Consider the following 12,662-nt stretch of genomic DNA (forward strand, 5'->3'; position numbering starts at 1 on the left):
CCGGCCCTCACCCCCGGCCGGCCGGGACGCGGACCGCCAGCATGACGATGTCGTCGACGTTCCCGGCGGCCCCCGCCATCTCCTCGGCCAGCTCCTCCAGCAGCCCGGGCAGCGCCCTGTCGGACTGCAGGTCGGCCCGCGCCGACAGGGCGGCGAGCAGGCGCGCGGTCGCGGCGTCGAGGTCGACGCCCGGCGACTCGATCAGGCCGTCGGTGAACATCACCAGCAGCGTGCCGGGCGTCAGCGGCCGGGACGACTCGGTGCGGCGCCCGCGGGCCTCGTGGGATTCCAGGGTCGGGAAGAACATCATGTCGTGCGCGGTGAGCTCCTCGACCCGGCCGCCCGGGTGGACCAGGATCGGCGGCGGGTGCCCGGCGTTGGTCCAGGTCAGCTCCCAGCCGGTCGGCCCGGGAGTCAGATGGCCGTGGACGAGGCTGCCGGTCGCCTGCGGGAGCACCAGCCGGCAGGCGCGCTCCAGCGCCGTGACCGAGGTGGCCGGCCCCCGCCCGAGGTGGTCGATGTCGGCCTGGCGCAGCATGCTGCGCACCTGGCCCATCAGCGTCGCGGCCTGCATGTCGTGGCCGGTGATGTCACCCACCGTGATCGCCAGCGGCCGGTGCCCGGCGCCGCCCGGCAGATGCAGGAAGTAGGCGTCGTACCAGTCGCCGCCGACCAGGTCGGCCGTCATCGCCGGGCGGTAGAGCGCGGCGATCTCCAGGCCGGCCACCTGCGGCAGGTCGGTCAGCATCGCCTGCTGCAGCTGGTGGGCGACGGTCACCCGCTGGGCGAGCAGCTGGGCGCGCTCGACCGCGCGGGCGGTGTAACCGGCCACCGCCATCAGGACCGCGCGTTCCTCGATGTCGAGCAAATGGGCCCGGTCCCAGCCGAGCACCAGCACCCCGACCGGGCCCGTCACCCCCGGCAGCGGCACGCACACCGCCGACTTCAGCCCCAGGTCGGTGAAGGCGGCCAGGGCCGCGTCGCCGTAGCCGTCGCGGAGGGCGACCGGATCGGTGAGCTCGATCATCCGCTCGCGCCGGAACGCCTCGGAGGTCGGGCCGTGGGGGTCGACGTCGTACTGCCGGGCCGAGGTCTCGACCGTACGGGGGATCTCGTCGTCGATGACCCGGCGCAGCCGCCGGCCCTCGGCCAGCACGAGGCTGACGTACACCGGCTCCAGATCGCTCACCACCAGGTTGCGGACGCGCCGGCGGATGTCCACCAGGCTGGTGGTGGCGGCCAGTTCGTCGGCGGTCCGCAGCAGCAGCTCGGCCCGTGACAGCGCGGCCTGGGCCTGGGTGAGGCGGTCTTGTCCATCCCGTGTCATGGCCGACCTCCCGGGTGTGCTCCTTGCCCTACTCTCCCCTACCCGGAACGGGGATCAGGTTGCCACGCCCATGGCGTGGCCGATGGTCGAGGGCTGGCCGGCCATCGCCAGCATGGCGGCGGCCACGTCGGCGCGCGGGATCGACAGGCCGCCGCGCAGGTTGCGGTCGGGGGCGGTGCGGTAGCGGCCGGTGCCGGGCTTGTCGGTCAGGCGGGGCGGACGGACGGCCGTCCAGTCCAGGCCGCTCTCACGCAGCACGTCTTCGGCGGCCGACAGGTCGGCGTACACCGAGGGCATGGCCCTTTTGACGATCGGGGTCAGCACATGGCGGGCGAACGGGCCCTCGCCCGGGTCGTGTCTGGGGGCGTCGGGGTTGGCCGGGGTGGGGATGGTCGAGACGGGGGCGGCGCTGACGATGATGATCCGGCGGGCGTGGGCGGCGTGCATGGCCGCCACGATCACGCGGGTCGCGGCCGTCACGACGCCGCGGTCGTGCTTGGGCGAGCGCGGGCCGACGCACGACAGCACCGCGTCGGCGCCCTCGCAGGCCAGGATGAGCTCCTTGGTGTCGGGGGCGATGCGCAGGTCGGCGACCATGACGTGGTGGGGGTCGAGCGACAGGCGGGCGGCGTCGCGCACGACCACGGTGACCTCGTGGCCCGCCTCCATGGCCAGTCTCAGGCATTCGCTGCCCACGCCGCCGGTGGCGCCGAATATCGTGATCTTCACCGATTCCTCCGAAACGCGAATAGTATGAGAGTCGTATTATATGGTTTCAGTATCTTCTATCCAGGATGCGCTCCGCGCGTTGACCGCCCAGGTGTCGCTGCTCAACCAGCAGGTGGGCGGGCGGCTCGACCTGCGCCCGGTCGACCGTGACTGCCTCTACCTGATCTCCCGGCACGCCCCCATGACGCCCTCGGCGCTGGCCAAGGTGACCGGCCTCCACCCGGCGACGACGACCGGCGTGCTCGACCGGCTGGAGAAGGGCGGCTGGATCGCCCGCGAACGCGATCCGCACGACCGCCGCGCGGTGCTCATCCGCCCGCTCCCCGACCGGGTCCCCGAGATCGTCTCTCTGTACGCCGGCATGACCCGCGCCCTCGACGACATCTGCGCCGGCTACTCCCCCGAGGAGCGCGCCCTCCTCCTCGGCTTCATCACCCAGGTCACCGATGCCGCTACCACGGCGAAAGATTCCCTATGACTCCCTATAAAAGGGAGTGATAGGGTGCATACATGGACATCTTCACTTCCCCCGACGCCGGGCGCGCCCTCCTGGACCGCTACCGGGAACTGCTGGGCACCTGGCCCGTCCCGGCCGAGCGGCTGACCGTCGCGACCACGCTCGGCGACACCTTCGCCCTGGCCTCCGGCCCGCCCAACGCGCCGCCCGTGATCCTGGTCCACGGCGCGATGGCCAACTCCCTCACCTGGTTCGGCGACATCGCCGCCTGGTCGGAGCACCACCGCGTCTACGCCATCGACATCCCCGGCGAGCCCGGCCTGTCGGCCCCCAACCGCCCGCCGATCGACGACTACCCGGGCTGGCTCGGCGAGGTCATGACCGGGCTCGGCATCGAGTCGGCCACCGTCGTCGGGCTGTCGCTGGGCGGCTGGATCGCGACCGGCCTGGCGGTCCGCGACCCCCGGCGCGTCGAGCGGCTCGCGCTGATCTGCCCCGGCGGCATCGGCAAGGTCCGGCGCGGCATCCTGCTGGCGGCCGTGCTCCTGCTGGCCCTCGGCCAGCGCAGGCGGTCGCAGAAACTCATCCTCGGCGCCGACCTGAGCGGCACCGGATGGTTCGGGGAGTTCCACGACCGGATCAACCGCGACTTCAAACCGCGCCGCACCGAGCTGCGGATCTACACCGACGCCGAGCTCGCCGCCCTGACGATGCCGATGCTGGTCATCGCGGGCGACCGCGACGCGCTCATCAACGGGCCGGAGACGGCGCGGCGGGTGCGCGCCAACGTCTCGAAGGCCGACGTCCGGCTGCTGCCCGGCGTCGGCCACCTGATCACCGGCCAGACCGGGACCGTCGCCGAGTTCCTGGGCTGACCCGGCCGCGCACGCCGGCCCGTCACACCGGGCCGGCGTGCGCGGGCGCGACCAGGAGCGGCAGCGCCGCCTGGTCAGTGATCCGTCGACGTCTGGCGCGCATGTCGATCGTCAGAGCGGCGCGGGGTCGGCACAACGCGGCTCGCCGGCGGTCACCTCCTGGCACATGGGGGGCCGTGCCAGGAGGCGTCGGGCAATCCCAGCTCATCGCTGTATGTCACGTCAGGCAAGGCCTGGCAGATCCGTTCGAGCCACGCCCGGGACGTCGCCGGCTCCAGCGCGCCGTCAGAGCCCGGCCAGGCGAAGACGCCGGGGACGGTGCTGTCCGCGGTGTGTTCGACACCCGTCTTCCCGAGTACCCATCGGTCGATGAGGCCGGGATCGCTGTGCCAGCGTTGCGTGAGGATGCCGGCCGAGTTCTTGCTGCGGTAGTCCTTGACCGCGAACTCGACCTCTCCGGCGCCGTCCCCGAACCGGATGTTCACGACCACGGTGTAGTCGGCCATCTGCAGCCGGCCCACCCGCTGATGCTCGAAGAGGTCCCAGATCTCGATCGCGTCTTTGTGATAGGTCGCGATGAGGGAACCGCCGGGGTCGATCACGGGGGGAAAGTCCTGGAAGTCCCGGCTGGGTGTGTCGCCCATGGTGAACGCCGAGCCCGGGACGAGCGATCCGTCCGAGAGCCGGTTGCGCTGGACCTTGTGCCCGCGCACGCCGATGACCTGGCCGAGTTCGGGCAGCACGATCTGCCAATACGTGGGTGCGTCCGCCTCGGGGAGGGAGATCCGGGCCTCGGTGACCTTTCTCATCGCGGTGACATTCCAGGTGCTGATTCCGTCGCCGTAACTCACCCGCACCAGTTCACCGGTCACGAAGCCCACCGTCGCGCTGAACTCCTCCGGAGCGTTGGCTCGGAGGAAGGCTTCGGACGCGGCGGGGAGTGGAAGCAGACCCAGAGGACGCAGATCCGGCAGCCGCCACAGTTTCGCGGGTCTGTTGTGAAAGACCGTGACCAGCAAGAGGCCGTCCGGGGAGACCACCAGACTGCCCGTGGCTCCGGCCTGGCTGAACTCCGCCGACCCCTCCGGCGCGGTTCCCAGCACTTTGCGGGTGGCGAGGTCCCAGCTCTCGATGCGGTCGTCGGCATACCGGAGCACGAGGTGGCGCCCGTCGGGGGTCACGATCGCGTACTGCGCCCGGATCAGGGCGTTCTCCATCGCGTCAGGCGGCGGCACGCGCAGGACCAGGAGCATGTCGGTGCCCTGCAGGACCAGCCGGTAGGCGGATCCCTCGACGGTGGAGCGGATCAGCCGCAGCCCGACCGGGACTTCGACGCGACGCTCCCGTTCCGAACCGGCCGCCAGGACGACGTACGATTCCGGTTCGTACCGCCCTCTCGGCATGGAGAACTGCTCCATGGTGACGGTGTGCCGGTCGTCCGGGGTGATCACCGTGGGGGCACACACCTTCTCGGGCGATTCGCGGGTGGCGAGCACGGTCGCGCTCTCCAGGCCGAACAGCTCGTACCTGCCTTTCTCGCAGCTCTCGACGACGGCCTGCCCGCGGCCCACGTCGGTCACTTGTGCCAGGTTGGCCCGGCTGTCCAGTGGACGCGAACCGGTGCTCGACAGAGCCATCGCCTTGCCCGGCTGAGCCACGACCAGTTCACCGGTGGTCAGCATTCCGCTGACCACGGCGTCGCCGGGCAGGCCGACGGCCCGTACCTTGTCGGTGCGGAGGTCGACGACGTGGAACGCGTCCGCGTCCGCCGTTCTGTAGCCCAGCCAGCGGCCTGTCGGATCGCTGACGAGTTCGTCTGCTCCGCCTTCGAACTGACGCAGGAGCCGCCGAGTCCGCACATTCCACAGTGCCGTCTTGCCCGATGGGCGAGAGACGGCGACCAGATCCCGGCCGAGCCAGACCGCCTTCGCAGAGCCCGCACCTTCAACCGGGATGGCGAACGGCACCCGTGCGTGGGCGGTGAAATCCCAGACGAGCATGCGTCCGGCGTCGTCGGGGTCCGGCATGACCGCGGCGGAGCCGTCGCGGTTGACCACGCCCCGGCTGGTCGGCACCACGATCTGCGCGAGCCGCAGTTGACGGGCCCACGCGCGTATTCTCGTCCGGGCTTCGAGCCCGTCCTGGGTGCGGTAGGCGCGCACGTCAAGGTTCAGCCGTTCCCACGGGCCGTCCGTCGAACGCTCCAGGAGGGTGCGTGCTGCGGCGTCGGCCGTAGCCGCCACGGCCGCTGCGGTGTGGCGGGACACGGAGGCGCTGTACAGGCTGAGACCGCCACCGGCGACGAAGAACAGTGCGATCACCATGATGGTGAGCAGCCGCCTGCGGTCGATGGCCCGCGCCTTCTTGGCGGCCTGCCTCCAGGTTCTGACTGGAATGAGATCCGCGTTGTCGCCGTACTTGTGGTTCGCCTCGACCGCCGCACGGCGGTCGGCGTGGGGCAGCACGATCCGCATGTCCTCGTGGACGACGCTCAGTTTCGCGGCGTATCCGGACACCGAGGACGCCTCGTGCGGCGCGGCGGGATCTATCCGGCCGACGATCGCGGTGCGCGGGCGCAATCTGCGCACGGTCATCGGGCCCAGCACGGGTCTGCACAGCCTGCGTCGCTCATCGAGCAGGACCGTGAACCCGAGACTCAACGACTCGTCCACCACCCTCATGACCGGTCCGGTCTTGTCCTCCAGCGACCACAGAACGGCGCCGCTCGCGGAACCTCCGGCGGTCTTCCACGCGACGGCCAGCGAGGCTTGGAACGCGGCGTCCGCCGAGGTCAGCATCATCGTCACCGGATCGGGCACGAACCCGCTGGGCAGCCCCGGCGCCCACGACAGGCTGAGCACGGCGAGCTGTCCCTGTGAGCCGCGATCGAGCAGCACTTGGACGCTGGGCCCGCGCCGCACCGCCTTCGGCGGGTCGGGGTATGTCCACCCGTCGAGAGCCGCCATCCAGACGAGCGACAGCAGGTCAAGCCGTCCCGCGTCCGCGAGACGCCGCATCGTCGGCACATGCGGCGTGCGGATGACGGCCGGCACCTCACCGACCGGCTCGCCGGGCACTTCCAGCCCGCAACGCTCGATCCAGCGGCGGAATATCCGGTGCTGGACCAGCGCCCGCTCCGGCGGGGAGACCATCGCCAGCCCGAGCGCCGCCAGAGCCCGGGCGGCGGGAACCGGGGCCACCTCGTTGGGCTTGAACGGCTCCTCGGTCAGGTCGCGGAACCTGGTCAGCGGCGTCGCGATCTCGTGCAGGATCTTGTGACCCGCGCACTGACCGGCGGAGAGCGCCTCGAGAGCGCGGACGTCACCGGTGGCGACACAGCGCCGGACGATCGCAAGATACCGCTGCCGGCTGTCGATCAGCTGATGGCCGACCCGACGCGCCTCCTCGCGGCTGAACGGGTCCCCGAGCAGGCTGGAGACATCCAGCACGTCCTTGTCCACGTGGCCGCCCCGCTCAGGAGGATTCTTCGAACGCCCGCGCGGCGACGCGGATGGGATGGGCCTCCACCAGCTGTTCCGCCACATCCAGCCAGGCCAGCGCTGTCGTGGCCGTACCCGCGTACAGGGATGCCAGCACTTCCGCCGGGTCGGCGTCGTTCAAATCCTGCGCGCCCACCGGCGCCCCGTCGGCTTCGAACGCGGATCGCCCCTGCGGGAGCGAAACCGTGATCGTTCCCTCGAGATGGTCGTCCTCATCGGACAGCGCGATCCACAGTCGCCGTATGGGACCGCCGTCGTGCGGCGTGATCCGGACTGGGAGGAAGCACCCCACCCGCTCGGCCAGCGGGCCGTCGCCCGCGTGCGTCCGCACGAGCTGAGCCGTCACGCGCACCCAGCCGGCCTGTGTCTCGACGAGCTGGACGCGCTGGACGTCATCGCCAAGGATCTGGATGTGCTCGCGCACCTCGTCGGTGCCCGCCGCGGCCTCCAGGCTGGAGTGCAGTTCGGTACGTATCCGCCCGGCCTCCGATCGGTCGGCCAGGCGCGCGGCGGCCACTCGGCAGGCGTGCCGGTACAAGGGATCGACGCCCTCCATGAGGGACACGAGCCGGCTGAGGCCGACGCGGGAACGCGCGGGGACGCGGGACAGCGGAACGTCGCAGAGGGCGGCCAGCAGCGCGTTCGCGCCGAACCTGGCGATCAGCCGATCGCCGGTGCGCAGCCCGTGGTCGAGTTGCTCGACAGGACCGGTGAGTCCGAGCACGGCCGGTGTCAGCCAGTGCCGGACCTCCACCGGCTCCCCGAGCGTACCGCCCGGTGCCAGGCCGGCCGCGACCGCTTCGACCGCGCGATCGAGCAGGTCCCAGGGCAGGATGGCGAATACCTCGTCGGGCGGACGGGCCTCGGCGTCGAGCCGTTCCAGCAGCCAGTAGCGCAAGGGCAGCGACTCGCCGCTCAGCTCTGCGAACAGGTCGGCCGTGCCGCCGTCGATCACCGGCCACCGCTGCTCGATGCGGGCTATCACCTCGACCGCCTGACGGCTCGCGATGATCGGCCGGCCGAAGTCGTCCAGTTCCACCACGGTCGTCCCGTCGCCGTGGGCCAACCCCAGCACGTGTCCGGCTGAGCCCCATGGCAGCGCGATGCGGCGCCATCCGTCGGCGAAGTGGTCCAGTCCCCGGGAGTCAGAGCGGTGATCCCCGTCGTTGACCGGGCCCAAGTGCCCGGTGCCTGGTGACAGGGTGGCGGTCCAGGCGCTGAGCGGGCGGTGCGGAGAGCTCATCGGGTGTTTCCGATCAGGGTGTCGAGCAGTTCGCGGCCGGGTTGCGGCAGCATCGCCGCGAACTCACGTTGCTGCCGCGCGGTCGCCCGGACGCTTCGCCGATAGGCGTTCCGCAGGCCCCTCCATTCGGAGCCGCTGAGCGTGCGGCACAACGTCGGCGGCAACGCGGCGATACGGGCCTTCAGCGGTTCCAGGTCGAACGCGACGACGCCCGACGGATCCTCCTCGCGCCAGCGCAGGGCGAACTTGGCCGCCCGCACGATGACCATCGCCTGGGTGGCAGGATCGTCGCTGACATTCAGCGGGGTGAAGCGCCGCTCTTTCCCCAGCAAATCGTCGAGACCGGTACCGCTCGGGTCCATGATCTGGTGGTCAAGAGCGTCGTACAGCAGCGCGTTGAAGGCGAAGTCCCGATATCGGGCGTCCTCCGAGAGCCGGCTGCCGACGGCGGGGAATTTGAAGCCTCCTTTCGACAACCCGCGATACTCGATGAGCCGTGTACTCGATTTCGGCGGGAGAACCGAGCACACCAGGGAGGACGGGTTGATGGTCGTCTGCCATTCCGACATGCCCAAGGCGCGCAACGTCTGACGGGTGATGTCGCTGAACCGGCCCGCCGGTACGGTGCCCGACAGATCGAGGTCGTTGACTTCGGACAGTGGCACGTTCGCCACCAGGTCGCGAGCCGCCCCGCCCGCCAGCCACAGCCGATGACCGGTGGCGTGCACGGCCGCCAGCAGCGGCCGGATCAGCGGGCGCCACGGCGCGCCCCGCAGGTCCAGCAGTGCGCCTGCCCGCACGGGAATCGCCGGGTTGACCGACTCCGCCGCGTGTACGTGGTGGGCGGGGAGGTCGGCCGGGGGCATGGCGGCCAGCGGGCGGGCGCCGTCCGCGGTTTGCGGCACCGGCCGGTTCGGAGGTCCGGGAAGGTGCTCATCGCCCTCGACCAACAGCCGGTCGTCGAGGTGGGTCGATGCGGCCTCGCCATTCTGCATAAGCCAGCCGAAACCGGCCACTCGGCGCTCCGCTAGGACATCGCCCGCGAGCAAGGGACGAACAGGCGAAATGTGGCCATCCCTGGATTTCAGTGTCACTTTCTCTCCGGATACATCCATTCCGAGCGTGGCAATGGTCCTCGGACCAGGTCGAATTCACACGGCTCGGAAGAATGGGCAGGTTGGTTCACCTGCGCTCACTACCTCAGGAGTGAGTCGGCCAGAATAACAGGGGCAGCTCAGGCGTTTTCCCTCTTTTGTGGGAATATTCTGCCAACGCGCCTGAACGTGGCGACTACCGGCGAGGTCCGCGCCTGGTCGACGCTCACGGGCGCCGACTCCCGGGAAAAGGTTCTGGTCCGAGTGGAACAAATCAGGTGAAGTCCGATCGCGGCAGCCGCTACGGTCATGATCGTGACCAAGCTCAACCAGATCCTGGCCGTCGAGAAGGGCGTCAAGGCCGACGTCCAGCGCAAGGTGACGGAGGCCGGCACCCTGATCCAGAAGGCGCCGCTGCTGTCCGGCATCTCCCGCACCTACCAGCCCATCGACGACGAGGGCGAGCAGCTGCCGCCCGAGTCGACGCGCGTGCAGGTGCAGGCCGAGCAGGTGCTGCGCGACGTCACGGTCACCCTGACCCGGCTGTTCGACGTGACCGCGACCAAGGACGTCGCCAACTGCGCCGCCAAGGCCGACGTCGTCGTCGACGGCACGACGCTGGTGCGCGACGTGCCGGTGACCTACCTGCTGTTCCTGGAGAAGCAGCTCACCGACCTGTACGGCCTCATCTCCCGGCTGCCCACCCTCGACCCGTCGGAGACCTGGTCGCTCGACGGCAACACCGACACCTGGCGCACCGAGCCGGTCCGCACCACCCGGACCAAGAAGGTGCCGCGCAACCACGTGCTCGCCGAGGCGACCGAGAAGCACCCCGCCCAGGTGCAGGTGTTCACCGAGGACGTCGTCGTCGGCTACTGGACGCGCGTCGCCTTCTCCGGCGCGCTGCCCCAGCGGCGCGTCAACGAACTGCTGGCCCGGCTGACCAAGCTGCAGGAGGCGGTGAAGTTCGCCCGCGAGGAGGCCAACGGCACCGAGATCACCGACCAGAGGATCGGTGCGGCGCTGTTCGGTTACCTGCTCGGGTGACCCCAAAGACCCCCGCCCGCAAGGACGGGGAGCGCGATGAGCGCAAGCTGAAACTGAGGCAATCAGACTGAACGACGGTGACAGCGCAGGTTCGACCCCTGCCCCCTGCACCCACGCGGGGGTAGCCCAACCGGTAGAGGCAGCCGTTCAAATTCAGACTCTCGCTCCAGACTCAGCATTGCCGCCGGTCACCGGAGCGACCGGCCACGGACGAAAGTCGTCAGGTTGGGGGTTCGAATCCCACCGGGTGCTCTCCCTGCGCCCGTAGCTCAACGGAAGAGCGGACGACATGACCGTGATCCGTGGCCTTCAAAGGCTCCGGTGCCGCGATGTGGCGGCGTAACGGCCCCCGGGATTCAGGGTATTTCCTGGGGGCCACCGCCGTTGTCGATCGCCGTCCACGAGGGTGGCGGGCCCCGACGTCGCCGGGGCCGGGCGGAGCGGTCAAGGACGCCGGCGTAGTTCTTCGTTGATGCGCAGGGCGTCGGCGAGCTGGTCTTCCAAGACGATGATGCGGCACGCCGCCTCCAGCGCGGTGCCGGCGTCGACGAGCTCGCGGGCGCGGGCGGCCAGCCGCAGCTGGTAGCGGGAGAACCGACGATGACCTCCCTCGCTGCGCAGCGGCTCGATCAGCCTTGCGGTGCCGAGGCTGCGCAGGAAAGCCGGCGTGACACCGAGGATCTCGGCTGCCCGGCCCATGCTGTACGCAGGGTAGTCCTCATCATCGAACCGCTGCTCCGGGCCGCCCTCGGAGAGGGGGGCCGATGCCTGATGTGATTGATCCACTCAACCTTCCCGAATGCCAACAGGGGCCCCGGCGCCTTGATGCGCCGGGGCCCAGAGGTTCAACACCATCCACCGGCTCTGTCGGCCGGTTCATCTATGTCCGCACGGCCGCCCGAAGCGGGGTGCGGGGATCGCGTATGTGTGACCGTAGACCACCATCCTCTTCATGGAGCTGCGGTGACCCGTGCGGCGACTTCCGGCCGGCGACGGGCGATCCTGATGGCGTTCAACACTCCTTTCCGGTTATCCCTATCCGGGCGCCCCAACCGCTGGTGCCCGGATCGTGCAATGGCGGCGCGTCCACCGCCCCGGGCCGGTCCAACCTCGCCGGCCGCCGCGGTCCAGACCTTCCGCCTCCTTCGCGTCAGCCCAACCTCCACGCTCATCCAGGCAGTTCGTCGTGGTGCTCGTCTTGCACTGCCCTCGTGGACTCACTTCTTACGATGACACAATTATTATCTCCCCGGCAGGCGAATGTCTACCGTGGCGACTGCAGATTTTTTCTTCGCTCCAGGTAAAGATCGCGGGGCGCGGGTATCCGATCCGGCCATCGCGAGTCCGCCTCGGCCACTCCGGCGCGACGGCGATCACCCGGTCGGACAGGCTGGGTTTCGTGACGGCGAGCACGGACAGTGGCCCGTGCATGGGCATCAATCGTGTTCTGGTGAACGTGCTCTCCGACGACCTCGTCAGGGCGCGGGGTTTCTACACGGAGCTGTTCGGGTTCCAGGTGAACTTCGAAGAGGACTGGTGGGTTTACCTCAGCGCACCGGCCAATCCGGCGCTGGAGCTCGGAATATGGAAACGCGATCATGAACTTGTCCCGGAGGGGCATCGGGGCCGGGCGCAGGGGATGATCTTCACGATCATCGTCGACGATGTCGACGACGTGCACGAGCAGGCCGTCAAGCTCGGAGTGCCGATCGTCGCGCCGCCTCGCGATCAGTTCTACGGGCAGCGGAGCTGCTTGATGCTCGACCCCGACGGTGTCCTGGTCGACGTCTCCTCTCCCATCTGAGCGTCGCCTTCCGCGTCGGCCTGAGAGCGTGGCCTCAACGGGACGACGCGCCGCCGCCCGCCGACTCCAGATGGTCGCGTAGCGCGGCGGCCAGCTCTCCCGCCGCGCCGACCTGCGCCGGGGTCAGCCCGTCGACGAACAGCTCGCGGATGGCCCGCAGGTGCGGCACGGTCGCCCGGTGGAAGGCCGCGGCGCCCTCCCCGGTGAGGACGGCCTCCGCGCCCCGGTTGTCGCCGGTGCAGTTCTCCCGCCTGATCAGCCCCCGCTTGTCCATGCGCCCGAGGTGGTGCGACAGGCGGCTGCGCTCCCAGCCGATCGTCGCCGCGAGCTCCGAGGAGCGCAGCCGGCCGTTCTCGGCCTCGGTCAGCGCGAGCAGGACGCTGTAGTCGCCCGTCGACAGACCCGACTCGCTCAGCAGCCGGGCGGCGATCGCGGCCCGCAGCGCGTCGGTGGTCTCGATGAAGTTCCGCCAGATCCGCAGTTCCTCCCGTGTGGGGAACTGGCCCCTGCGCTGCGTCAACACGGTCTCCTCCCCGCTGGGAATATAATTGACACGTCAATCATTTCCGATCATATGACGTTGAGG

General features: G+C 70.0%; 11 protein-coding genes. 4 read left to right on the top strand and 7 right to left on the bottom strand.

Features of this window, described 5'->3' with window-relative positions:
* Positions 1–7: 7 nt before the first annotated feature.
* Together FDA94_RS00230 and FDA94_RS00235 are read right to left on the bottom strand one after the other, a co-directional pair.
* A complete protein-coding gene (locus FDA94_RS00230; RefSeq protein ID WP_137244976.1) occupies positions 8–1,327 on the bottom strand; it encodes a PP2C family protein-serine/threonine phosphatase in 1,320 nt (439 codons plus the stop codon).
* A 54-nt stretch (positions 1,328–1,381) separates the two neighbouring features.
* Entirely contained in the window at positions 1,382–2,056 is a 675-nt protein-coding gene (locus FDA94_RS00235) for an NAD(P)-dependent oxidoreductase (RefSeq protein ID WP_137244977.1), read from the bottom strand.
* Between the two features lie 79 nt (positions 2,057–2,135).
* Between FDA94_RS00235 and FDA94_RS00240 the strand changes: the two genes are divergently transcribed.
* Together FDA94_RS00240 and FDA94_RS00245 are read left to right on the top strand one after the other, a co-directional pair.
* Positions 2,136–2,534 (top strand): MarR family transcriptional regulator, encoded by a 399-nt coding sequence (locus FDA94_RS00240; RefSeq protein WP_212735080.1) that lies wholly within the window; start codon positions 2,136–2,138, stop codon positions 2,532–2,534.
* A 32-nt stretch (positions 2,535–2,566) separates the two neighbouring features.
* Entirely contained in the window at positions 2,567–3,388 is an 822-nt protein-coding gene (locus FDA94_RS00245; RefSeq protein WP_137244979.1) for an alpha/beta fold hydrolase, read from the top strand.
* 152 nt (positions 3,389–3,540) lie between these two features.
* Here the strand turns inward: FDA94_RS00245 and FDA94_RS00250 are convergent, their stop codons facing one another.
* From FDA94_RS00250 to FDA94_RS00260, 3 genes are all read right to left on the bottom strand, one after another.
* Positions 3,541–6,849 carry a hypothetical protein gene (locus FDA94_RS00250; RefSeq protein ID WP_137244980.1) on the bottom strand — a complete coding sequence of 1,103 codons (3,309 nt, stop codon included), beginning with the start codon at positions 6,847–6,849 and terminating at the stop codon, positions 3,541–3,543.
* Positions 6,850–6,862: 13 nt separating this feature from the next.
* Positions 6,863–7,927 carry a hypothetical protein gene (locus tag FDA94_RS00255; protein ID WP_137244981.1) on the bottom strand — a complete coding sequence of 355 codons (1,065 nt, stop codon included), beginning with the start codon at positions 7,925–7,927 and terminating at the stop codon, positions 6,863–6,865.
* Positions 7,928–8,127: 200 nt separating this feature from the next.
* Entirely contained in the window at positions 8,128–9,147 is a 1,020-nt protein-coding gene (locus tag FDA94_RS00260; RefSeq protein ID WP_170990708.1) for a nucleotidyltransferase family protein, read from the bottom strand.
* A gap of 393 nt (positions 9,148–9,540) precedes the next feature.
* Between FDA94_RS00260 and FDA94_RS00265 the strand changes: the two genes are divergently transcribed.
* Complete coding sequence (locus tag FDA94_RS00265; protein WP_137244983.1) at positions 9,541–10,272, top strand: DUF7873 family protein; 732 nt, start codon at positions 9,541–9,543, stop codon at positions 10,270–10,272.
* Positions 10,273–10,716: 444 nt separating this feature from the next.
* Here FDA94_RS00265 and FDA94_RS00270 read toward each other — a convergent pair whose 3' ends face one another.
* Positions 10,717–10,971 carry a MerR family transcriptional regulator gene (locus FDA94_RS00270; RefSeq protein WP_137244984.1) on the bottom strand — a complete coding sequence of 85 codons (255 nt, stop codon included), beginning with the start codon at positions 10,969–10,971 and terminating at the stop codon, positions 10,717–10,719.
* A gap of 700 nt (positions 10,972–11,671) precedes the next feature.
* Here FDA94_RS00270 and FDA94_RS00275 point away from each other — a divergent pair.
* Positions 11,672–12,076 (top strand): VOC family protein, encoded by a 405-nt coding sequence (locus FDA94_RS00275; protein WP_137244985.1) that lies wholly within the window; start codon positions 11,672–11,674, stop codon positions 12,074–12,076.
* Between the two features lie 34 nt (positions 12,077–12,110).
* On the opposite strand, the gene FDA94_RS00280 is transcribed toward FDA94_RS00275, so the two are convergent.
* A complete protein-coding gene (locus FDA94_RS00280; protein ID WP_137244986.1) occupies positions 12,111–12,596 on the bottom strand; it encodes a MarR family winged helix-turn-helix transcriptional regulator in 486 nt (161 codons plus the stop codon).
* Between the last annotated feature and the right edge of the window lie 66 nt (positions 12,597–12,662).

The organism is Herbidospora galbida (assembly GCF_005233835.1).
GTDB lineage: Bacteria > Actinomycetota > Actinomycetes > Streptosporangiales > Streptosporangiaceae > Herbidospora > Herbidospora galbida.

Bases quoted from the DNA above. Each gene is read 5' to 3' on its own strand.
- FDA94_RS00245 (WP_137244979.1), top strand. From the start codon at position 2,567: ATGGACATCTTCACTTCCCCCGACGCCGGGCGCGCCCTCCTGGACCGC.
- FDA94_RS00230 (WP_137244976.1), bottom strand. From the start codon at position 1,327: ATGACACGGGATGGACAAGACCGCCTCACCCAGGCCCAGGCCGCGCTG.
- FDA94_RS00270 (WP_137244984.1), bottom strand. From the start codon at position 10,971: ATGGGCCGGGCAGCCGAGATCCTCGGTGTCACGCCGGCTTTCCTGCGC.